Annotated in this window: 24 protein-coding genes; 10 read left to right on the forward strand and 14 right to left on the reverse strand. The window is 72.9% G+C overall.

The genetic code is table 11. The annotated features are described in order from the left end of the window. Positions 1–96 precede the first annotated feature (96 nt). The 3 genes from AB0J04_RS29465 to AB0J04_RS29475 form a co-directional block, all read right to left on the reverse strand. Positions 97–1422 carry an aldehyde dehydrogenase family protein gene (locus AB0J04_RS29465; RefSeq protein WP_363171603.1) on the reverse strand — a complete coding sequence of 442 codons (1326 nt, stop codon included), beginning with the start codon at positions 1420–1422 and terminating at the stop codon, positions 97–99. 147 nt (positions 1423–1569) lie between these two features. Continuing rightward, positions 1570–2772: an RNA polymerase sigma factor gene (locus tag AB0J04_RS29470; protein WP_363171604.1), complete on the reverse strand. Its 1203-nt coding sequence runs from the start codon at positions 2770–2772 to the stop codon at positions 1570–1572. 3 nt (positions 2773–2775) lie between these two features. Beyond that, entirely contained in the window at positions 2776–3126 is a 351-nt protein-coding gene (locus tag AB0J04_RS29475) for a YciI family protein (RefSeq protein ID WP_363171605.1), read from the reverse strand. A gap of 100 nt (positions 3127–3226) precedes the next feature. Here AB0J04_RS29475 and AB0J04_RS29480 point away from each other — a divergent pair, with 100 nt between their 5' ends. Further along, positions 3227–4255: an acyl-CoA dehydrogenase family protein gene (locus AB0J04_RS29480; protein ID WP_363171606.1), complete on the forward strand. Its 1029-nt coding sequence runs from the start codon at positions 3227–3229 to the stop codon at positions 4253–4255. 172 nt (positions 4256–4427) lie between these two features. Here AB0J04_RS29480 and AB0J04_RS29485 read toward each other — a convergent pair whose 3' ends face one another. From AB0J04_RS29485 to AB0J04_RS29500, 4 genes are all read right to left on the reverse strand, one after another. Next, complete coding sequence (locus AB0J04_RS29485; RefSeq protein WP_363171607.1) at positions 4428–5039, reverse strand: LLM class flavin-dependent oxidoreductase; 612 nt, start codon at positions 5037–5039, stop codon at positions 4428–4430. Positions 5040–5072: 33 nt separating this feature from the next. Beyond that, a complete protein-coding gene (gene ssuE, locus AB0J04_RS29490) occupies positions 5073–5627 on the reverse strand; it encodes an NADPH-dependent FMN reductase (RefSeq protein WP_363171608.1) in 555 nt (184 codons plus the stop codon). A 209-nt stretch (positions 5628–5836) separates the two neighbouring features. Next, positions 5837–5926, reverse strand: a complete 90-nt coding sequence (locus AB0J04_RS29495; protein ID WP_363171609.1) for a putative leader peptide — start codon at positions 5924–5926, stop codon at positions 5837–5839. Positions 5927–6006: 80 nt separating this feature from the next. After that, a complete protein-coding gene (locus AB0J04_RS29500) occupies positions 6007–6174 on the reverse strand; it encodes a hypothetical protein (protein ID WP_363171610.1) in 168 nt (55 codons plus the stop codon). Positions 6175–6319: 145 nt separating this feature from the next. Between AB0J04_RS29500 and AB0J04_RS29505 the strand changes: the two genes are divergently transcribed. Then, on the forward strand, positions 6320–7687 hold the full coding sequence (locus AB0J04_RS29505) for a deoxyribodipyrimidine photo-lyase (RefSeq protein ID WP_363171611.1): 1368 nt from the start codon (positions 6320–6322) through the stop codon (positions 7685–7687). 25 nt (positions 7688–7712) lie between these two features. On the opposite strand, the gene AB0J04_RS29510 is transcribed toward AB0J04_RS29505, so the two are convergent. Continuing rightward, the gene (locus tag AB0J04_RS29510) at positions 7713–8501 is read right to left on the reverse strand and encodes an SGNH/GDSL hydrolase family protein (protein WP_363171612.1); all 789 of its coding nucleotides are present in this window, start codon (positions 8499–8501) and stop codon (positions 7713–7715) included. A gap of 220 nt (positions 8502–8721) precedes the next feature. Here AB0J04_RS29510 and AB0J04_RS29515 point away from each other — a divergent pair, with 220 nt between their 5' ends. Beyond that, positions 8722–9417, forward strand: a complete 696-nt coding sequence (locus AB0J04_RS29515; RefSeq protein WP_363171613.1) for a type 1 glutamine amidotransferase domain-containing protein — start codon at positions 8722–8724, stop codon at positions 9415–9417. A gap of 126 nt (positions 9418–9543) precedes the next feature. Next, positions 9544–9984, forward strand: coding sequence for an SPW repeat protein (locus AB0J04_RS29520; RefSeq protein ID WP_363171614.1), 441 nt, complete (start codon positions 9544–9546; stop codon positions 9982–9984). A 93-nt stretch (positions 9985–10077) separates the two neighbouring features. Here AB0J04_RS29520 and AB0J04_RS29525 read toward each other — a convergent pair whose 3' ends face one another. Then, positions 10078–10845 carry a metalloregulator ArsR/SmtB family transcription factor gene (locus AB0J04_RS29525; protein WP_363171631.1) on the reverse strand — a complete coding sequence of 256 codons (768 nt, stop codon included), beginning with the start codon at positions 10843–10845 and terminating at the stop codon, positions 10078–10080. A gap of 100 nt (positions 10846–10945) precedes the next feature. Between AB0J04_RS29525 and AB0J04_RS29530 the strand changes: the two genes are divergently transcribed. Next, positions 10946–11536, forward strand: coding sequence for a GNAT family N-acetyltransferase (locus AB0J04_RS29530; RefSeq protein ID WP_363171615.1), 591 nt, complete (start codon positions 10946–10948; stop codon positions 11534–11536). Between the two features lie 142 nt (positions 11537–11678). Then, a complete protein-coding gene (locus AB0J04_RS29535) occupies positions 11679–11813 on the forward strand; it encodes a hypothetical protein (protein ID WP_363171616.1) in 135 nt (44 codons plus the stop codon). Here the strand turns inward: AB0J04_RS29535 and AB0J04_RS29540 are convergent. Further along, positions 11806–13236: a hydrolase gene (locus tag AB0J04_RS29540; protein WP_363171617.1), complete on the reverse strand. Its 1431-nt coding sequence runs from the start codon at positions 13234–13236 to the stop codon at positions 11806–11808. The two genes, AB0J04_RS29535 and AB0J04_RS29540, sit on opposite strands and share 8 nt — an antisense overlap. A 260-nt stretch (positions 13237–13496) precedes the next feature. Between AB0J04_RS29540 and AB0J04_RS29545 the strand changes: the two genes are divergently transcribed. After that, positions 13497–13760 carry a GlsB/YeaQ/YmgE family stress response membrane protein gene (locus tag AB0J04_RS29545; RefSeq protein WP_363171618.1) on the forward strand — a complete coding sequence of 88 codons (264 nt, stop codon included), beginning with the start codon at positions 13497–13499 and terminating at the stop codon, positions 13758–13760. Positions 13761–13823: 63 nt separating this feature from the next. Here AB0J04_RS29545 and AB0J04_RS29550 read toward each other — a convergent pair whose 3' ends face one another. Continuing rightward, entirely contained in the window at positions 13824–14600 is a 777-nt protein-coding gene (locus tag AB0J04_RS29550) for a GNAT family N-acetyltransferase (RefSeq protein WP_363171619.1), read from the reverse strand. Between the two features lie 41 nt (positions 14601–14641). Then, a complete protein-coding gene (locus AB0J04_RS29555; RefSeq protein ID WP_363171620.1) occupies positions 14642–15007 on the reverse strand; it encodes a MerR family transcriptional regulator in 366 nt (121 codons plus the stop codon). A gap of 83 nt (positions 15008–15090) precedes the next feature. On the opposite strand from AB0J04_RS29555, the gene AB0J04_RS29560 reads away from it, so the two are divergent. Further along, positions 15091–16302, forward strand: a complete 1212-nt coding sequence (locus AB0J04_RS29560; protein WP_363171621.1) for an MFS transporter — start codon at positions 15091–15093, stop codon at positions 16300–16302. A 96-nt stretch (positions 16303–16398) separates the two neighbouring features. Here the strand turns inward: AB0J04_RS29560 and AB0J04_RS29565 are convergent, their stop codons facing one another. Beyond that, a complete protein-coding gene (locus AB0J04_RS29565) occupies positions 16399–17103 on the reverse strand; it encodes a chaplin (protein ID WP_363171622.1) in 705 nt (234 codons plus the stop codon). A 189-nt stretch (positions 17104–17292) separates the two neighbouring features. On the opposite strand from AB0J04_RS29565, the gene AB0J04_RS29570 reads away from it, so the two are divergent. Both AB0J04_RS29570 and AB0J04_RS29575 read left to right on the forward strand, forming a co-directional pair. Next, on the forward strand, positions 17293–18954 hold the full coding sequence (locus AB0J04_RS29570; protein ID WP_363171632.1) for an alpha/beta hydrolase: 1662 nt from the start codon (positions 17293–17295) through the stop codon (positions 18952–18954). Then, a complete protein-coding gene (locus tag AB0J04_RS29575) occupies positions 18955–20415 on the forward strand; it encodes an FMN-binding glutamate synthase family protein (RefSeq protein ID WP_363171623.1) in 1461 nt (486 codons plus the stop codon). 20 nt (positions 20416–20435) lie between these two features. On the opposite strand, the gene AB0J04_RS29580 is transcribed toward AB0J04_RS29575, so the two are convergent. Then, positions 20436–21215, reverse strand: coding sequence for an alpha/beta fold hydrolase (locus AB0J04_RS29580; RefSeq protein ID WP_363171624.1), 780 nt, complete (start codon positions 21213–21215; stop codon positions 20436–20438). Positions 21216–21269: the final 54 nt, after the last annotated feature.

A 21269-nucleotide genomic window follows, 5' to 3' on the forward strand; every position in this document is an offset into this window, starting at 1 on the left:
CGTCCTCGAGACGCGGCGCATCGCGGCGAAGCCGATGCGGCCGACCCGCGGATCGCCGAGGTTCCAGGTGCCCGCGGCGCCCGGCCTCGACGGGCGTCAGTGCAGCGGCTTCTCCAGCACCGCCTTGCGGTGGCCGAACGTCTCGACGGAGTAGCGCCCGTGGTAGCTGCCCATCCCGCTCTCGCCCACTCCGCCGAACGGCAGGTCGGAGACGGTGAGATGGGCGAGCGGCAGACCCAGGCCGAGTCCACCGGAGGAGGTCTCGGCGGCGACGCGGCCGCGCGTGTCGTCGGATTCGGTGAACACGTACAGAGCCAGGGGCTTGTCGCGGTCGTTGATGAAGGCGATCGCCTCGTCCAGGTCGTCGACGGTCACGATCGGCAGGATCGGGCCGAAGATCTCCTCCCGCATGACGGGCGAGGCGGGGTCGACGTCGGCGAGGACGGTCGGCGCGATGTACTTGTCCGTACGGTCGTTGGCCCCGCCGACCACGATCCGGCCGGAGCCGAGCAGCCCGGCGAGCCGGTCGAAGTGGCGTTCGTCGACGATGCGGCCGTATGCGCCGGAGGTCTGCGGGTCGGCGCCGTAGACGGCCTCGACCGCGCGCGCGAGCAGGGGTTCGAGGGCGGTGGCCGTCGCCGGGTCGGTGAGGACGTAGTCGGGGGCGACGCAGGTCTGCCCTGCGTTGAGGAACTTGCCGCGGACCAACCGGTCGGCGACGACGGCGAGATCGGCGTCGCGGTCGACGAACGCCGGGGACTTGCCGCCGAGTTCGAGGGTGACCGGGGTGAGGTGCTCGGCGGCGGCGCGCAGGACGATCCGGCCGACGGCGCCGTTGCCGGTGTAGAAGATGTGGTCGAAGCGCTCGGCCAGCAGAGCGGTGGTCTCCGGGACCCCGCCCTCGACGACGGCGACCGCGTCGGTGTCGAGATGGGCCGGCAGCAGCCGGGCCAGGGCGGCGGAGGTGGCGGGCGCGAGCTCGCTGGGCTTGACGAGCACCGCGTTGCCGGCGGCGAGGGCGCCGACCAGCGGGGCGAGCAGGAGCTGCGCGGGGTAGTTCCAGGGCGCGATGACGAGGACGACGCCGAGCGGGTCGACCTGCGTCCAGGCACGCGCGTCGGCGCCCAGGTGGGCCGGGACCGGGGCGGGTTCGGGGCGCAGCCACTCGTCGAGGTGGTCGAGGGTGTGGTCGATCTCGCGGACCGTGAAGTCGATCTCGGTGCGGTAGGCCTCGGTGGAGCTCTTGCCCAGGTCGGCGTGGAGGGCCGCGGCCAGTACGGCGCCGTCCTTCGTCAGCAGGTCGCGCAGCCGGCGCAACTGATCGGTGCGCCAGGCGACGGGCTTGGTGCGGCCGGTGCGGAAGGTGGCGCGCAGCCGGGCGACGACGTCGGCGGGCTGCTCGGGGGTGGCGGCGGTGGTCACGGTGCCTCGCTGGGGTGCGCGGGCCTGTCGGCCCTGGGTTCTCGGGGTCGGCCCGGGTTTTCCGGGTGTTCCGGGTGCGAGCGGTCAGCTCGGTGTATATGCCAACCTTTCATGTACCAAAATACATTCCCGGGGCGGGGAGGGTCCTCAAGGGGCCCGGCGGGCGAGTTCACGCACCCGCCGTTCGAGGAAGGCGCGTTCCGCCGGGTTCTCGCTCAGCGCGACGGCCGCCTCGTAGGCCACGGCTGCCTCGGCGGCGCGGTCCAGGCGGCGCAGCAGGTCGGCGCGGACCGCGTGCCAGACGTGGTAGCCGCCGAGGTCCAGCGCGTCGACGAGGGCGAGGGCCCGCCCCGGCCCCTCGGTCTCGGCCACGGCGACCGCCCGGTTCAGGGCCACCACCGGGCTCGGGGCGAGCGCCATGAGCTGGTCGTACAGGCTCAGGATCTGCCGCCAGTCGGTCTCGGCGGGGGTCGGCGCGTCGCTGTGGACGGCCTGGACGGCGGCCTGGATCTGGTACGGCCCGGGCCGGTTGCGGCGCAGGCAGCGACGGACGAGCGCCTGGCCCTCGGCGACCAGGTCCCGGTCCCAGCGGCCCCGGTCCTGCTCGGGCAGCGGGACGAGTGTGCCGTCGGCCGTCCCGCGTGCACTGCGGCGGGATTCGACCAGCAGCATCAGCGCCAGCAGCCCGGTGGCCTCGGGCTCGTCCGGCATCAGCTCGGTGAGGAGCCGGCCGAGGCGCACGGCCTCCGCGCAGAGGCCCGGATCGCCCTCGTACCCCTCGTTGAAGATCAGGTAGACGACCGCGAGCACGCCCTTCAGCCGGTCGGGAAGATCGGCGTCGCGCGGCACGCGGTACGGGATGCGCGCGTCGCGGATCTTCGCCTTGGCGCGGACCAGGCGCTGGGCCATGGTCGGCTCGGGAACGAGGAAGGCGCGGGCGATCTGCGCGGTGCTGAGGCCGCCGAGCAGCCGCAGGGTGAGGGCGACCCGCGCCTGCGGGGCGAGCGCCGGGTGGCAGCAGGTGAAGATCAGACGGAGCCGGTCGTCGCGCACAGGGCCCTCCTCCACGGGCGGGTCGGCCGCGAGCAGCAGGGCGGCCTCGGCCTGCCGGGCGTCCCTGGTGGACTCGCGGCGCAGCCGGTCGACGGCCCGGTTGCGGGCGGTGGTGATGATCCAGCCGGCCGGGCTCGGCGGCACGCCGGTCTCCGGCCAGCGCCGCACGGCGGTGGTGAAGGCGTCCTGGACCGCTTCCTCGGCAAGGTCGATGTCACCGAGGAAGCGGACGAGGACGGAGACCGCGCGCCCGTACTCGGCACGGAAGACGGTCTCGACGTCGGTGGTGTCGGACACCGTTCAGTGGGTGCCGACGAAAGGGCGTACCTCGATGGGGAGGGTGATGGCCAGGGCGGCCTTCCTGCCCCACTCCAGGGCCTCGTCCAGGTCGGCGGCCCGGATCAGACAGAGGCCCCCGAGGTACTCCTTGCCCTCGGCGTACGGGCCGTCGGTGATGAGCACGTCGCCGTCCTCGGGACGCAGCACGGTGGCCGTCTCCGGTCCGTGCAGTCCGCCGGCGAAGACCCAGACCCCGGCGGCGCGCAGCTCGTCGTTGTAGGCCTCCACCCGGTGCATGATCTCCGCCAGCTCGTCGGGGGCGGGCGGCTCACCGCCGGTGGGCTGGATCACGCTGAGCAGGTAGTGCTGCATGACGTCCTCCTTGGCGTCGTTCGGTCTGTGTCACCTCCTACACGAACGGCAGTCCCCCGGATCGACACCCCACACCGGGAATCGGGAAAGAATCTTGCTCATGACCTCAGCGCACCCCCTCCTCGCCCAGGCCCGCCGCCTCGCCGACGACCTGCTCGCCCCGCACGCCGAACAGGTCGACCAGGCGGAAGTCCCCGTCGGCCATCTGACGGAGATCAGGCGCTCGGGTCTGCTCGGCCTGAACGCGCCGCACGAGTACGGCGGGGCCGCGGCGCCCGGCGCGGTGGTGCGCGAGACGGCGGAGATCCTGGCCGGGGCCTGCTGCTCGACCTGGTTCGTGCAGACGCAGCACCACACGCCGGTGCTGACGCTGGTCAGGAGCGAGGGCCCGGTGCGCGAGCGCCTGCTCGGCCGGCTGGCCACCGGGGAGCTGCTGTCCGGGGTGGCGTACGCGCATCTGCGGGCGTACCCGCGCACGCCCGTGCGGGCTGCCCGTGAGCGCGGCGGCTGGCGCTTCGACGGGACCGTGCCCTGGTACACGGGGTGGGGCCTGAACGACGTGATGCTGCTCGCCGGGATCACCGAGGCGGGCGAGGCGCTGTTCGCCTTCGCCGAGGCGCGGGAGCAGCCGGGCCTGCGGGCCTCGGCGCCGCTGCGCCTCGCCGCGCTCACCGCGGCGCGCACGGTCTCCCTCGCACTGGACGGCCTGTGGCTCCCCGAGGAGGCGGTGGCCCTGCGCACCCCGTACGAGACCTGGTCGACGGCGGACCGGCTCAAGACGGTGAACGCCAACCCGGCGGTCTTCGGCATCACGAAGACGGCCCTGACCCTGTTGGACGAGGACACGGCGGCGCCCCTGCGCACCCGCCTGACCGAGATCCGCGACCGGGCCTACGCCCTGGCCGACACCGCGCCGGCCCAGGAGCACCTGGTGGAACGTCTGGCCCTCAAGACACAGGCCTGCGAGGTGATGCGGGCAGCGACCACGGCAGCGGTGGTCACGGGCGGCGGCCGCACGATGCTCCTGACCGACAGCGCCCAACGCCTGGCGAGGGAGTCCCTGTTCCTCCTGGTCCAGGGCCAGACGCGGGAGTCACGCCGGTCACATGTGAACGCCCTGGTCCGGTAGGGGTGCGGGGAACCGCGCGATCAGCCGCCGCGGACCCGCACCCGCCGACGCACCGCGGACGCCCGTCGCAGCTCTCAGCCCCCGGCTCTCAGCCCCCGGCTCTCAGCCCTCAGCTCTCAGCCCTCAGCTCTCAGCCCTCAGCTCTCAGCTCTCACCTCTCAGCTCTCACCTCTCAGCCGGAGAACGGCACCTGCGCCGAATCCGCCCACCGCCCCGCAGGGTGTTCCCACAGCCCCTCCCCCGCCAGCCGAGGCAGCACCCCCTCCCCGAACCAGTACGCCTCCTCCAGGTGCGGATACCCGGACAGCACGAACTCCTCGATGCCCAGCGCCGCATACTCCTTGATCCGCTCGGCGACCTCCTCGTGGCTCCCCACCAGCGCGGTCCCCGCGCCCCCGCGCACCAGACCGATCCCGGCCCAGAGATTGGGGTGGATCTCCAGCCCGTCACGTCCGCCGCCGTGCAGCGCGAGCATCCGCCGCTGTCCCTCGGACTCCCTGCGCGCCAGCCCGGCCTGCACGGACTTCACGGTCTCCGCGTCGAACCCGGCGAGCAGTCGGTCCGCCTCCGCCCAGGCCGGCCAGGCGTCCTCGCACCAGGCCCCGGTCGGGGTGAGCGCCCCCACGAAGCCGAGGTCCTCGGCGGCACTGGCGATCTGGCTCAGATACGCGACCGTCGGCGGCCGGTCCCGTCCGGAGGCGGTGGCAGGGGTCCCGTGACCGCCTCCGACGACATGGCGGCTGTCGCCGTTGGTGGGGAGGAACCAGTGGAAGGTGAGAGACATATGGGGGTCTCCGATCGAGGTGGGGGCTGGAGTTCAGCTCGCCGCGGCCAGGTACGGCGTCCGCCCCAGCGCGGCCGAGAACTGGTCGACGACCTGGGTGAGCGCCTCGGCGGCGCCCGGGGCGACCGCGACCGAGCCGTCCTCGTGGGCGGTGATGTCCTTGTCGAGGGTGAACCAGCCCTGCACGATGTGGGCCGCGCCCATGGAGTTGAGGACGGGACGCAGGGCGTAGTCGATGGCCAGGACATGGGCGGTGGAGCCGCCGGTGGCCAGCGGCAGGACCGTCTTGCCGGTGAGCGCGTACTGCGGCAGCAGGTCGAGGAGCGCCTTGAGGACTCCGGAGTAGGACGCCTTGTAGACGGGCGTGCCCACGACGACGCCGTCGGCGCGCGCGAACATATCGGTCGCCTCGACGATCGCCGGGTGCCGGAAGTCCGCGCCGAGCAGGGCCTCGGCCGGGATCGTCCGGACGTCGAGCGGGATCACCTCGTGGCCCTGGGCGGCGAGCCGCTGGTCGAGGTGGCGCAGCAGGCGGCCGGTGCGGGAGAAGGCGGAGGGGCTGCCGGAGACGGACAGGACGGTGGCCATGGGTCCTCTTTCACGATGCGATGCAGTGCAGTCGGCGCGGTGGTGCGCTGTGCAGTCCTGTTGCGGCATGTTTCGGGCACGCCGAATCCAGGGCGCGCCTCGACGCCGGGTTGCACGCATGCCAAAAGGCGCGCGGACACGGCGGATTCAGGTGGAATCAGGCGGGAATCAGGCAGGAAATCGAAAAGCGCGGCGGATCTCGGAGGGGATCAGGCCGCGACGCAACAGGAGGCGCTGGAGACGCGCGCGAGGTCGACATGGCGTCGCCGCGTGAGGTCCAGTCGCATCATCATGCCCATGATCGTGGCAGCCGTCGCCGACGGCAGTCAAGGAAAACCCGACCGGTCTCGTATCGCGGACCGTTGAACGCTGCGGGCGTTCAGTCCTCGTCGGACGCCGGGACCACGACGAGGAACGCGTCCGCGTTCAGGTCCATCACCACGGTCGCGGGCTCCCCCTCCGCCCGTCGGCGCGCCGCGTACTCCTCCGCCGGCCAGGATCCGCGCGGAGCCCCCGCGGGAAACCGCTCCAACACCTTCGCGCGCATAGCGAGGACACCTCCGGCCGTGTCGCGGACGACTGTCGTCACAAGTGCGCCTGCCCGGGATCGGCGCGATCATGTCGGGGCCTCTCGGCCGGGCCCGCGCGCGGCGTCCGCGGACGCCGCCCGCCGTCGGTCATGATCGGCCACCATGAACGTCTCGCTCGTCCTGTTCACCGGTGATCTGCGGCTGCACGACCATCCGCCGCTGCGCGCCGCCCTCGCCGGATCCCGGCGGACGGTGCCGCTGTTCGTGCGCGACCGGGCCGTGGCCGAGGCCGGGTTCGCCGCGCCCAACCGGCTGGCGTTCCTCGCCGACTGTCTGCGGGATCTCGACGCGGGTCTGCGGGCCCGGGGCGGGCGGCTCGTGGTCCGCTCCGGGGACCTGGTGGAAGAGGTGTGCCGGGTGGCCGCCGAGGCGGGCGTCGGCGAGGTGCATGTGTCGGCCGACGTGAGCGCGTACGCGCAGCGCCGCGAGGAGCGACTGCGGCGCGCGCTGGAGGGGGCGGGCGTACGCCTGCACGTGCACGACACGGTGACGACCGCGGTCGCGCCCGGCGTGCTGACTCCGGCCGCGTCGGACCACTTCGCCGTGTTCACGCCGTACTTCCGGCACTGGTCGCGGCAGCCGCTGCGCGACGCGCTCGGCGCGCCCCGGACCGTGCGGGTACCGGAGGACGTCGTCTCCGAGCCGCTGCCCTCGTACCGGGGCCCGGTGCCGGGCGGGGAGAGCGGGGGTCGCGCGCGGCTCGCCGGCTGGCTGCGCGACGGCATCGCCGTGTACGCGGACCGGCACGACGACCTGGCCGGCGACGCGACGTCCCGGCTCTCGCCCCATCTGCACTTCGGCACCGTCTCCCCCGTCGAACTCGTGCACCGGGCGCGGGCCGTGGGCGGCCCGGGCGCCGAGGCCTTCGTGCGGCAGCTCGCGTGGCGCGACTTCCACCGCCAGGTGCTGGCCGCACGGCCGGACGCGGCCGCCGCCGACTACCGCCCCCGGCGGGATCGTTGGCGTACGGAGCGGACGGCGGGCGCGGACATCGAGGCGTGGCGGGAGGGCCGTACCGGCTATCCGGTCGTGGACGCGGCGATGCGGCAGCTGCGCGAGGAGGGCTGGATGCACAACCGGGGCCGGCTGCTGACCGCGAGTTTCCTCACCAAGACGCTGTACGTCGACTGGCGGATCGGCGCCCGGCACTTCCTGGACCTGCTGGTCGACGGGGATGTGGCCAACAACCAGCTCAACTGGCAGTGGACGGCGGGCACCGGCACCGATTCCCGGCCCAACCGGGTTCTCAACCCCGTCGCCCAGGCGCGGCGGTACGACCCGGACGGGGCGTATGTCCGGCGCTGGGTGCCCGAGTTGGCGGGGGTCGCGGGCGGGGCGGTGCACGAGCCGTGGCGACTGCGGGGCCCGGACCGGGCGGCGGCGGCCGGTTACCCGGATCGGGTCGTCGACCTCTCCGACGGGCTCGCGCGCTTCAGGAGGGGGCGGGGGCTCGGCCTCGGACCCGGATGAATTCCGTCCGCCCGGCGCGCCGCGCTCACTCGTGCAGGGGCAGGAGCGCGGGTCGTTTCGCGGTGCGGCCGTCGCCGGAGGAGCGGCCGCGCAGGCGTCGGCCGACCCAGGGGCCCAGGAATCCGGCGGCCCAGCGCAGTTCGCCGAGGCCGGCCCGCGGACCGGACCGGACGGGGTGCGGCGGGGCGGGCAGCGGGTGGGTCCAGGAGTCGTCGCTGCCCGGCAGGCCGAGGGCGTGGGCGACGGCGGCGGCGATCCGTTCGTGACCGAGCGGGGAGGCGTGCAGCCGGTCCGGGCTCCACAGCCGCGGGTCGGTGACCACGGTGTGCCGGCCGGCGTCGGCGACGACCACGTCGTGCCGCTGGGCCGCCTCCCGGATGCGGGCGTTCAGGGCGAGGACCCGCGGGGCGAGGGGCCGGGCGAGCGGGATCAGCCGGGTGGGGTCCGGGAAGGTGACGGTGGCGACGCGGGCGCCCTGTCCGGTCAGCGCGGCGAACGTGGCCTCCAGGTGGCCGGCGACCTCGTCGGCGTCGAAGCGGGGGCGCAGCAGGTCGTTGACCCCGGCGACGACGGTGGCCAGGTCGGGACGCAGCGCGAGCGCCGGGCCGAGTTGCTCGGCGTGCACCTGGCCCGCCAGTCTGCCGCGCACGGCCAGGTTGGCGTACCCCAGGCCGGGGCTGTGGTCGGCGAGGCGCGCGGCGAACCGGTCGGCCCAGCCGCGCAGGCCGGTGCTGTCGTCGCCGTCGCCGAGCCCTTCGGTCTGGCTGTCGCCGAGGGCCACGTAACGCGTGTAGTGGACTTCCGTGCCGGACATGGGCAGCCCCCGTGCGGTGGGTGGAACGCGGGTGTGGAACCAGCAGCCCAGCCTACTCACTTTTTTGGCTATGCAGATAGGTGCCCAATAACACTCGATAGTGGTCGATATTCCCAGGGAACCCGATCCCCATTGGATTCCCTCGCCTCGCACGGCCTACGTTCACCTCGTAACAACCCGCGGAACCCCTCGGGACCCCTCACACACCGGGAGCAACACCATGGCCAGGATCCTCTTCGTGATCACCGGCGTCGACCACTGGACGCTCGCCGACGGCACGCAGCACGCCACCGGCTTCTGGGCCGAGGAGGCCGCCGCGCCCTACGAGGCGTTCCGGGCAGCCGGTCACGAGGTCGTCGTCGCCACGCCCGGCGGCGTCGTCCCGACGGTGGACAAGGGCAGCCTCGCCGCCGAGCTGAACGGCGGACAGGAGGGCGCCGACCGGATCGCCGCCACGCTCGCCGCGATGAGCGAACTGCGCGAGCCGATCCGCCTGGAGGATGTGGACCTCGGCGACTACGCGGCCGTCTTCTACCCCGGCGGGCACGGCCCGATGGAGGATCTGGCCGTCGACGCCGTGTCGGGCCGGCTCCTCGTGGACGCCCTCGACTCGGGCAGGCCGCTGGGCGTCGTCTGCCACGGCCCGGCCGCGCTCCTGGCCGCGGTGCGGGAGGACGGCGCCAACGCCTTCGCGGGCTACCGGGTCGCCGCGTTCACCAACGCCGAGGAGATCCAGGCGGGCTTCGGCGAGAAGGCCGCGTGGCTGCTCCAGGACCGGCTGGCCGAGGCGGGCGTCGACGTCCAGGTGGGTGAGCCGTGGGCGCCGAAGGTGGTCGTGGACCGCAACCTGGTCACCGGCCAGAACCCGGCCTCCTCCGCTCCGCTCGCCGTCGAGCTGCTGAAGCAGCTGGGCTGAAACCACGGGTGCGGGTGCGTCCCACCTCTACACATAAAAGCCGAATAAGCGCAGAATGAACATGCGCGGCACTTACCGCACACCGCACCGAAGCGGTCGGGCCCTGAAAGTCAAAGGAGACGAATCATGGCCAACGTCTCGCCCACCAGAGGTGACATGTCGACGCACCCCGATGTCTCCGAGATGCAGGCGCGGTACGCCCGCATGCTCGGTGGTCGTGATGTGGCGCTCGTGGACGGACCGGTGTTCCTGCTCGGTCTGTACTGCGCCGTGTCCCCGTGGATACTCCACTACACCGCCAGCCAGCCCGCGCTCGTGACCCACAACCTGATCGTGGGCATCGCGATCGGCCTGCTGGGCCTCGGATTCACCGCGGCTCCCGCCCGTATGTACGGCCTCAGTTGGGCCATGTGCGCGGCGGGCATCTGGATGATCATCGCGCCGTGGGTCGTCGGCGACAGCCCGGACGCGGGTGTCGCGGTCAACAACATCATCATCGGCGCCCTGGCCCTGATCCTGGGGCTGATGTGCACGGCCACGGCGGCGAAGAGCACGCCGACGCCGTAACCCCCGCCCACCACCCGGAAGACGGCCGGGTCGACCCGCACCCGCGGGCCGACCCGGCCGTTGCGCCGCGCCTGCCCCGCCGCGCCGTGCGCCTCAGCGGCCCGGGACCAGCCACGGCTCCTGGGGCAGCGTCCGGCCCGTCTCCAGGAGGGACTTGAGGTTGGACAGGACCGCGGGCCAGCCGCCCGAGACGTCGGCGAGTTCGCCCTCGTCGTTCAGATCCTCGTGGGTCACGGTGAGGCGGACGATGTCGGCGTGCGGCCGGATGTCGAAGGTGACCCGGGAGTGCCGGTCCGGCCGGCCCTCCTCGTCGGGCGCGGCCCAGGTGGTGACCAGCCGGGTCGGACGCTCGCTCTCGACGACGGCGCCGACGACGTCCGCGATGCCGGTGCCGTCCGTGCGGACGTGTTCCCAGCGGGAGCCGGGCCGCCAGTCGGAGACGTTGCTGTGGCCCCAGTAGGCGGCGGTCAGGTCGGCGTCGGTGAGCGCGTCCCAGACCCGCTCCGGCGTACTGGCGATGTAGGTGACATAGACGAAGGTGGGCTTGTCGGTCATGGCTTCCTCGGCTCGTCGTCCGACGTCGGAGAGCAGGCGCAGCCGCGGGCGCTCGAACTTGTCGATCCACCGCTCCTGCATCTCGTGGAGCGGGACCGGATTGAGGTAGTGCAACTTCTCCCGCCCCCGCCGCACCGTCACGACCAGGTGGGCGGCCTCCAGGACGGCCAGGTGCTGGGTCACGGACTGGCGCGCCATGTCGATGTGCGCGCACAGCTCGCCCAGGGTCTGCCCGTTGCGCTCGTGCAGCCGGTCCAGAAGCCGTCTGCGCGTGTCGTCGGCCAGCGCCTTGAAGGCCTTGTCCATGCCCGGGTCCGCCACCGGGTCGTCTTCTGATCGCACACCCAACGTTATGCAGGCAATTACCTGCATGTCAAGTGAGGGGCCCACTGACCAGGATCGCCGCATGGAGACCGACAAAAGCATGGAGACCAACAGCAGCTTCGTCGTGCCGCCCGCGCCGCTGCGGCTCGACGGGCCGGGGATCACGCTGCGCGAATGGACCGACGACGATCTCGAGGACCTGGTGGAGTTGTACGACGACCCCGAGATCGCCCGGTGGACCCCGGTCGTCTCGCCCTTCGACGCGGCGGCCGCCCGCGCCTACCTCGACCGGGCGCGCGGCAGCCGGGCCGAAGGACGGACGGCGCAGCTCGCCGTCACCACGGACGGCGGGCGCCCCAAGGGCGAGGTACTGCTGTTCCGCAGCACGGCCGACGAGCGGGACGCCGAACTCGCCTACGGGGTCGGCGCCGGACACCGCGGGCAGGGGCTCGCCGGCCGGGCGGTGCGTCTGATCACGGAACTCGCGGTGCGCGAACTGCGGCCGCGGCGCGTGGTGTTGTGCATCGAGCGCGGGAACGTCGCGAGTGAGGCGGTGGCCCGGGCGTGCGGGTTCGCGCTCGCGGACGACGCGCCCGTGGCCCGGCAGGCCAAGGGCCGGGAAGTCCTGCTGCGCACCTGGTCGCTCCGGCAGGACGACGGTGACCGGGAGTGACGGCCGTCGGGCGCGCGCACCGTGCGGAGGCCCTGCTCATCGGCGGCCGCGCCGGGGTCGGCAGGACGACGGTGGGCTGGGAGGCCTCCGGGGAACTACGCCGAGCCGGCCCAGGCGCTGTGGGGCGGCGCGCAAGGCACGGATGCCCGACGGCCGTGCGCCCGCCGACACCCTGCGGGTGGTGACCGACGGGCGCACAGTGATCGACATCGCGGCCGAGGTGCCGGCCGCCGCCGGGTGGGCCCCGGCCGGGTGGACCGACGCGGGGATCAGCTGACGTTGAGCGCGGTGTCGTCGATGACGAACGACGTCTGGAGGGTGGACCCCTCGACGCCGGTGAAGGTGATGGTGGACGTGGTGCCCGCCAGGGAGGCGAGGCTGAAGCTCTTCAGGGCATATCCACTGGCCGCGTCGAGGTTGGAGTAGGCGGCCAGGGTGGTGGATCCGGCGGTGACCGTCAGCTTGTCGTACGCGGTGCTGGTGGTGGTCTCGGCCGTGTCGATGTGCAGGTAGAAGCTGAGCGTGGCGGTGGTGCAGCCGCTCGGGACGGTCACCGTCTGGGACAGCGTGTCGGTGTGGGCGGAGCCGTAGCCGTCCAGCCAGGCCTTGTACGAGCCGGTGCGGGCCGCCTGGCTGCTGGAATTGGTGATGACGCCGCTGGTGGCGGTCCAGGTGGTGTTGCCGGACTCGAAGCCCTGGTTGCCGAGCAGTTGGGCGGCGGTGCAGGTGCCGTCGCCGCCGTCGTCCCCGCCGCCGCTGTCGCTTCCGCCGGCCAGCCACTCGGTGGCGTTGAGGGCGAGGGCCGCGTTGGTGGCGCCGGAGTCGTTCCAGCCGTCGTAGAGGGTGTTGCCGGACTGGCCGGTGTCGTCGTCGATGGGCGAGCTGTCACCCCAGAAGGCGACGCGGCCGCTGCCGAAGGTGCTGGTGGCGAAGAAGGCGCCGGTGTTGCCGGAGTAACCGGTGCGGTAGAGCAGGCCCTTGACGCTGGAGTTGTCGGCGGGCTTGAGGGTGGCCGTCGTGCCGCTGGCGATGAGGCTCTTGGTGACGGTGCCGAAGGAGCCGTGCAGGACGGGGTCGCTGCTGTCGCCGATGGCGCTCGGGTAGTCGGAGCTGATGCTCAGCGAGTCGATGGAGAAGCCGAACGGGTCGGTGGAGTCGACGCTGTTGTTGGTCATCAGGTCGTTGAGGATCTCGACCGCGTCCTCGCCGTCGTTGTTGCGGTCGGCGCCGGTGTGGTCGGAGACCATGAACAGGCCGCCGCCGTTCTTCACGAAGTTCATGATCGCCGTCTTCTCGGCGGTGGTGAACAGCGTGTTGGGCTCCGGGAGGACCAGCGTGTCGAAGTTCGACAGGTCGGTCGTCGACGTGCCGCCGTAGGTGAGGGCGCCGGTGGCCGTCTCGAGGCTGTAGTCGCCGGTCTTCTGGAGCGCGACGCCCCAGGAGGAGATGGCGCCGGTCCAGTCGCTCTCGGAGGACGGCGAGGAGTCCTCGCCGAGCGGGTCGGGCTGGCTGGTGGAGATGATCCAGTCGGCGTTCCCGGCCGTCTCGGCGTGGCCGTTGTCGAACAGGATGCGGTGGGGGGTGGCCGCTTGCGCGGGCGTGGCGCTGGTGGAGACCTGGAGGGCGGCTCCGGTGACGAGCAGCCCGAGGCCGGCCAGGAGGGTGGTGACCTTACGGCGGGATCTCTGTGATCCGAGCATCCGGCGAACCTCCGTGGGGAAGGGGGGACACGAGGCGGGTGCGGGCGCCAAATCTGCGCGCGTAGACCCCGCATCGAAGGGTTCTACACGCGTGGAACGATTGAAAGGTACATGACATGACTGGCCCGTGAACATCAAAGGAGCGCAATAACGCGAGCAGAAATGCGGGCAGCGGTCGGCCGCGAAACGGAACGGACTGCCCCACCCTCCAGCGGGCACAAGCACTGCAATGGCGTCTCGCTCAGAAGCGGAGGGCGGAGATGGAGATCGACGGCATCATCAGTGCCATCTTCATCGGCATCATCATCGGCGCGCTGGGACGGCTCGTCGTCCCGGGCCGCCAGCGCATCGGCGTGCTGTGGACCATCGGCGTCGGCATCGTGGCCGCGCTGATCGGTTCGGCGCTCGCCACGGGGATCGGCGTGGACGACACCAAGGGCCCCGACTGGATCGAGTGGCTGATCCAGATCGGCCTGGCCGCAGTGGGCGTAGCGGCCCTGGACCGGTCGAAGGGACGCCGCTGACGGACGGCGGGAGCGACCGCCGACGTAACCGACGGCCGGTCGGCGGCACTTCCCGCGCAGCGCTCAGCGCGCGTACACGTACGGGGTCGTCGTGCTGACCGCGGCGAAGCCGAGGCGCTCCAGGATGGGGCGGCTCTGGGACGAGGCGTCGACCTGGAGATAGCGGTAGCCGCGCTCGGCGGCGATACGGGCGCGATGGGCGATCAGGGCACGGTAGACGCCGCGACCGCGCCAGCCCTCGACGGTACCGCCGCCCCACAGGCCGGCGAACCGCACTCCGGGGATCAGCTCCATCCGCGCCGAGCTCACCGGCACGTCCCCGGCCATCGCGAGAAGGGCGACAAGGGCGTCCGGGTCGTCGGCGAGGCGGGCGAGCAGAAGGTTCCGCAGCCAGGAACCGTCACGGCCGAAGGCCTTCTCGTTCGCCTCGACCATGAGCTCGACGCCCGCCCGGTCGGCGACCGGGACGATGCGGACGCCCTCCGGCGGTGCGACGTCGACCAGTTGATCGCTCGTCTCGCCGATCATCAGGGTCTCCTCCGGGTCGGCCGTGAAACCGGCCGCCGTGAGCCGTTGACCGAGGTCGGCGGGGCCGTCGTGGCCGTGCAGCTTCCACTCGAACTCGTGACCGAGCCCGGTGAAGTAGGCGATCTGCGCCGCGATCGCCGCGTCGGCCCCGACCGCATCCAGATCGGACCACAGGACGCCGCTCCAGCCGCCGTCGCCGCCGATGTGCCGGACCACGCCTCCGGTCCGTTCGACGCGGGCGTCGGAGCTCTCGGGGCGCGCGCCTTCGCGCATGTCCCGGTCGTACAGAGCGAGTACCGCGGCATGATCCATGCCTCCCACTCCAGCACCTCGGCGCGGGCCCCACAACGCAATTAGCGCCGCGCCACCGCCGCCAGATACGCGCTCAGCCGGTCACGGTTGCGGGCCAGGCAGTCGATCCGGGCCTGGATACGGTCGATGTGACCCTCCAGGAGGGCGGCGGTCTCGGGGGTCAGATGCTGCGCGGGCAGGACGATCTCGTCGGGCCCGGACAGGAACGGCAGGATCGTGCGGATCATCTCGGTGGTGAGGCCGGAGTCGAGCAGTCCGCGGATCTGCTGGACGTCCCGGACGGCCGCCTCCCCGTAGTCGCGGTAGCCGTTCTCGCCGCGGTCGGGGTGGAGCAGGTCCTGCTCCTCGTAGTAGCGCAGCAGCCGGGTGGGGACGCCGGTGCGGTGCGAGAGGTCGCCGATCTTCATGCCGCGCTCCGAAAAAGCCCTCGGCGACTCGTCAGCGGGCCGCCCTTGCCTTGACACTGATGTGAACGTTCGACCATGGTCGCATGTCCACCGCATCCATGGTCGAGGGCACCGCCGTGCCCGCTCCCCTGCCCTGGTCAGGGCTGCTCGCCCTGTCCACGGCCGCCTTCACCGCCGTGCTGACCGAGTTGCTGCCCGCCGGGCTGCTGCCCCGCATGGCGCCGGACCTCGGCGTGTCCGAGGCGCGGGTCGGCTTCCTGGTCACGGGGTACGCGGCGGCCTCGTTCGCGGCGGCGATCCCGGTGACCGCGCTGCTGCGCGGCCTGCCGCGCCGGCCGGTCCTGCTCGGCGCCCTGCTGGGCTTCGCGCTGAGCAACGCGGTGGTCGCGCTGTCGTCCTCGTACGGCGTCACCTTCGCGGCGCGGCTGGCGGCCGGTGTCCTGGGCGGCACGCTGTGGGCCATGCTCGCCGGGTACGCGGCCCGGATGGCGCCGGCCGAGCGGCGCGGCCGGGCGATCGCCGTCGTGCTCGCCGGCATCACGCTCGCACTGTCGCTGGGCGTGCCGGCCGGGACCGCGCTGGCCGGGGCGGTGGGCTGGCGGGCGGCGTTCGGCCTGGCGGCCGGTCTGGCGGTGCTGCTGGTGGGCTGGGTGCGGTGGCGGGTCCCGGACTTCCCCGGCGAGGCCCGGGGCGAGCGCGTGCCGCTCACGGGGGTGGCCGTGCTGCCGGGGCTCCCCGTGATCCTGTCCGTCACGCTGTTCCTGCTGCTGGGCCACCAGGTGATGTACACCTACATCGCCCCGTTCACCGAGCAGGCGGGCTTCGGGCGCACGGATGTGGTGCTGCTGGTGTTCGGGGCGTCCACGGTGGCCGGGATCTGGGCGACGGGCCTGCTCGTCGACCGGCGGCCGCGTGCCACGCTGCTCGGCGCGCTCGCCCTCTGCGCGGCGGTCATGCTCGCCCTCGGCCGCCACGCGGACGCGCCCGCCGTCCTGCTGGCGTCGGTCGCATTGTGGGGCGCGGCCTTCGGCGGGGCGCCGACGCTGATCCAGACGGCGCTGGTGCACGCCTCGGGGCCCGCCGCCTCGGACGTGGCGACCTCCCTGCAGACCACGGTCTACAACGCCGGCATCGCGGGCGGCTCGCTGACCGGGGGCGTCGTGCTGGAGAGATGGGGCGCGGGGGCTCTGCCCTGGACAGCGTTCCCGTTGATCGCGCTGGCTCTGACAGCGGTCGCGGTGGGCCGTCGGCACGCCTTTCCGGCGGTCCCGGGCCGACGGTCCCCCGGCGGCTGAGCACGGCCACAGGCCCCTGATCGACAGATCGACAGATCGACTGTGGAGCTGTTCGACGGGGCCTGCGGGCCGTCCTGCCGCCGGGACGGGAGCGGCTCAGCGCTCCGTGCGCGGGCGGAACCTTCGGTAGAGGGCCGCGCCGCCGAGCAGCATGGCCGTGCTGCCGACGAGGGCGGGCAGCGTGGCGTCGGCTCCCGTGCGGGCGAGCGAGGACACGTCGTCCGGCGCCGCGGCCTGGGCCGCCAGGGCAGGGGCCTGCGGGTTGGCCTTCGGACCCGGGTGCTGGGGCTCCATGGGTGGGTCGTGCCGGATCGGCAGCTCGGGTTCGGCGGGCTGCTCGGGCTCGGCGGGTTCCTCGCCGGACACGTTGACGGACTCGTTGCCGAACGCCGGGTTCGCGATGCCGACGACGTTCACGCTGTTGCCGCTGACGTTCACCGGGAGCTGGACCGGCAGCTGGACACCGTTGCCGGAGACGACGCCCGGCGAGTCCTGCGTGCCGCCCTGCGCGGTGGCGCCGCCCTCGGAGCTCGCGCCGGACGCCCCGGGCGCGGCGGCCTTGCCCACGTCGGCGCAGGTGTTGCCGGCGGCGGGGTTCAGCACGCCCACCACGTTCACCGTGTTCCCGCACAGGTTCACCGGGAGGTGCACCGGCAGTTGGACACCGTTGCCGGAGATCAGCCCGGGCGAGCCGGCCGCGGAGCCGTTCGCCGCCGAGTCGGCGTGTGCGGGCAGTGTCACAGCCATCGCGCCGGAGACTGCGGCGACGGCCAGCACACCGGTTCGGGTAACCCGTCTCATGGGGTCCCTGCCTTCCAGACATGAATCGCGGGCACTCGCCCGCACCCGTTAGAACGCCGACGAACCATCCGGGTTATGCCAGAACGCCCTTTCGCACCGTTCTCCCGCCCGGAGGCGGGTCACGGGGAGGCCGCTTATCGTGATCGAGGGCGCCGCCGCGGACCGCTGCGCGCGTCCCTGGAGGCGCTGATGCTGGCCAAGCTGTCGACGCGGCCCGGGCTGCGAAGCCGCGCGCTCGCCGTGACCGCCGCACTGACCCTGCTGATGCTGGGCGCGGGCCTGCCGACGGCCACCGCGAGCCGCGACGGCGACGCGGACGACCGCCTTGATCTGTCCCGGTTCTACGGTCAGAAGGTCGCCTGGTCGGCGTGCAAGGGCGAGGGCATGCCCGACGACATGCAGTGCGCCAAGCTGACGGTCCCCGTCGACTACGCCCACCCGAAGAAGGGCACGCTCGACCTGGCGCTCGCCCGCTACCGGGCCACGGGCGACAGGCGTGGCTCGGTGGTGCTCAACTTCGGCGGTCCCGGCGGTCCGGGCGTCCCTGAACTCGCCTACGGGGGCAAGGAGTTCATGGATCTTACCGACGGCTACGACGTGGTCACGTTCGATCCCCGGGGCGTCGGCCGCTCCTCCCCCGTCAGCTGCGGGGAGGGGGAGGAGAGCGGGCTCGCCTCGCTGGACGACGACTCGGCGCTCTCCGATCCCCGCGCGCTCCTCGCCCGGCTGAAGCAGGCGGCCGCCGACTGCACCGAGCACTCCGGGCCGGTCCTGCCGCACATAGGCACCGTCGACGCGGCCCGGGACCTGGAAGTGATGCGGCAGGCGCTCCGCGACAAGAAGCTCAACTACCTCGGCTTCTCGTACGGCAGCCGACTCGGCGCGGTCTACGCCGCGCAGTTCCCCGACAAGGTGGGCCGGGTGGTCCTGGACGGCGTCGACACGCTGACGGAGCCGCTCACCGAGCAGGGGATCGTGGGCGCGCGCGGGCAGCAGGTGGCCCTGGACGACTTCGTCGGCTGGTGCGTGAAGGACATCGCCTGCCCGTTCGGCCAGGATCCGCGCGTGGCCCGCCAGGAGGTCGTGCGGCTCGTCCGCTCGCTCGACGAGGATCCGCTGCCGACCGACTTCGGCGGCGACCTCACCGGCCAGGACCTCGTCGGTGCCCTCGGACAGGGGCTGTACAGCAGGGAGCTGTGGCCGCTGCTGGAACGGGCGCTGGCCCAGCTGATCGAGAGCGGCGACGCCAACGGGGTCCTGGGTTTCACGGGCGGCGGCTTCGCCCTCCCACTCCCGTTCTCGCTCCGGACGCCGCTGCGGGCGCCGCACGCGATGTCGCTGCGGGCGGCCGTCCGCGACGAGCCCGCCCCCGGTGCGCTCGTCGACGCGGAGGACGTCCCCCTCGACAACCTGCCCGCCGCGCTGATGGCGATCAACTGCGCGGACGACCCGGACCGCCCCACCGCGGAGCAGATCACCGCGGACCTCCAGCGGCTGCGGGCCGCGTACGACAAGGCGTCCCCGGTCTTCGGCCGGTACCGCCTCACCGAGGTCCTGATGTGCTACGGCCGCCCCAAGGGCACGGACTTCATCCGCGCCAAGGTGAAGGACCTCGACGCCCCGAAAATGCTCCTGGTCGGCACCCGCGGCGACCCGGCCACGCCGTACCGCTGGACCGAGGAGACGGCGAAGCGCCTCGGCTCCTCGGCCGTGGTGCTCGACAACAAGGGCGAGGGCCACACCGCGTACGGGTCGTCCAGGTGCGTGCACCGCAAGGTCGACGACTTCCTGCTGTACGGCTCCCTCCCGCCGAACGGCAGTTCGTGCGGGCCCGAAGAGGACGACGGCTGAGTGCGCCGCTTCCTGCCGCTGCTGCTCGTCGCCCTCACCGCGGCCGGGGCGACGGTCGCCTCGATCGCCCTGTCGGCCCGGTGGTGGCTCGCGGCCGGGCCGCTGCTGGCGCTGACCTGCCTGGGCGCCCACGACCTGCTCCAGCGCCGACGCTCCCTCCCCCGCAACTACCCCCTTCTCGCGCATCTGCGCCATCGGACGGAACGGACCCGGGACACCGAAACAGCAGAGGAGGCGGACGAGTTCCTGGTGCCGTCACTGCGCCCGGTCCACGCGGCCGAGGAGCCGCCGGTGGTACGCGTGGGCGGGCCCGACTGCCGGCTGCCGTACGACATGGCGCTGCTGAACGTGTCCGCGATGAGCTTCGGGTCGCTGTCGGCGCAGGCGGTCCTCGCCCTCAACCGGGGTGCGGCGCTGGGCCGTTTCGCGCAGGACACCGGGGAGGGCGGGCTGTCCGAGTACCACCTGCGGGGCGGCGGGGACCTCGTCTGGGAGATCGGATCGGGGTACTTCGGCTGCCGCGACGCCGACGGCGGTTTCGACGCGCGGGAGTTCGCCGACAAGGCGGCGCTGCCCGAGGTGAGGTGCGTGTCGTTGAAGCTGTCCCAGGGGTCGGCCCCCGGAAGCGGCGGGGTGCTGCCGGGGGTGAAGGTGAGCGCCGAGGTCGCGCGGGAGCGGAGGGTTGCGGAGGGCGTGACGGTGCTGTCGCCGTCCTGCCACCGGGAGTTCTCGACGCCGCGGGATCTGGTGCTGTTCCTGGCCCGGCTGCGGGAACTGGCGGGCGGCAAGCCGACCGGGTTCAAGCTGTGCGTGGGGTCTCGGCGGGAGTTCCTCGCGCTCTGCCGGGCGATGGCGGCGGAGGGGGTGACACCGGACTTCGTGGTCGTGGACGGCTCGGAGGGCGGCACGGGTTCCGGGCCGACGGAGTTCGCCGGGCGGCTCGGCATGCCGCTCACCCCGGGGCTGATCACCGTGCACAACGCCCTGGTCGGCGTCGGGCTCCGGGACCGGATGCGGATCGGGGCGAGCGGCAGGGTGGCCACGGGCGCGGACATCGTCAGACGTCTCGCACAGGGCGCCGACTACACGAACGCGGCCCGCGCGATGATGCTCGCCCTCGGCTGCGTCCGGGCCCGGCGCTGCCACACCGGGGCCTGCCCGGCCGGCGTCGCGACTCAGGACCCGTCGCGGGCACGTGCGTTGAACGTCGCCGACAAGGCCCGACGGGTCCGGGACTACCAGCGGGAGACGGTCCGCGACGCCGTGCGGATCATGGCCGCGATGGGCGTCCGCGAGCCCGACGAGCTCACCCCCGCCCACCTGGTCCGCAGGGCCGGGCCGGGCCTGCCGGTCTCGTACGCGGAGCTGTACGACTGGCTGGCGCCGGGCGAACTCCTCGCCGGGCCGCCGCAGTCCTGGGCGGCGGACTGGAAGGCCGCGACCCCGGACAGCTTCGGCTGAGGACCGCGCACGGGCGGCCGCTACGGCTCGACGGACACGAAAGCGTCGATCGCCGCCGTCAGTTCGGCCGGCTTCTCGACGGGGAGTTCGTGGCCGGCGTCGAGGATGCGGACGACCGCGTCCGGATAGGCCTTGGCCATCCGCAGCATCTGCCCCACCGGGAGCTGGATGTCGTGGTAGCCGTGGATCATCAGGGTCGGGGCCTGGATCTCCCCGACCCGGTCCAGCACGTCGAAGGCCCGCATGGCGCCGTACAGCGTCATGACCACCTCGCGCGGGGTGTCCGCGGATGCCTTGACGTACGCGCGGATCTCGTCGCGGGGGTAGCCCGGTGCGAAGGCGCGCTGGATGTTGGCGGCGACGAACAGCTTGAACGGGACGAGGGTGGAGGCACCCATCAGCAGGCCCCGGCCCCGGCTGTAGGTCATCCGGCCGATGGAGCTCACCAGCACCATGCGCTCGACCCGTTCGGGGTGGGAGAGCGCGACGGTCTGCGAGATCATCCCGCCCATCGAGTGGCCGACCGGCACGAACCGTTCGATCTCCAGGTGGTCGAGGAGGGCGAGGATGTCCTTCGCCAGTTCCGCGACCGTCCTCACCCCCGCCCCGCTGCTCTCGCCGTGCCCGCGCAGGTCGAGGCGGATCACCCGGCGCCGCCGGGCGAAGTGCGCCAGCTGGTGGTCCCAGCGGTGCCGGTTCGCGGTCCAACCGTGCACGAACACCAGGGGCACGCCGTCGCCGTCGCGCGGGCCCTCGTCGTCGTACGTCAGTGCTGCGCCGTCGACTTCGAGCTGCGGCATGGGTGCCTCCTGCGGTGCGGTCCCGGTTACTGACGCGTACGGTAACCGGCGGCG

The sequence above is a fragment of the Streptomyces sp. NPDC050263 genome (assembly GCF_040655955.1).
GTDB lineage: Bacteria > Actinomycetota > Actinomycetes > Streptomycetales > Streptomycetaceae > Streptomyces.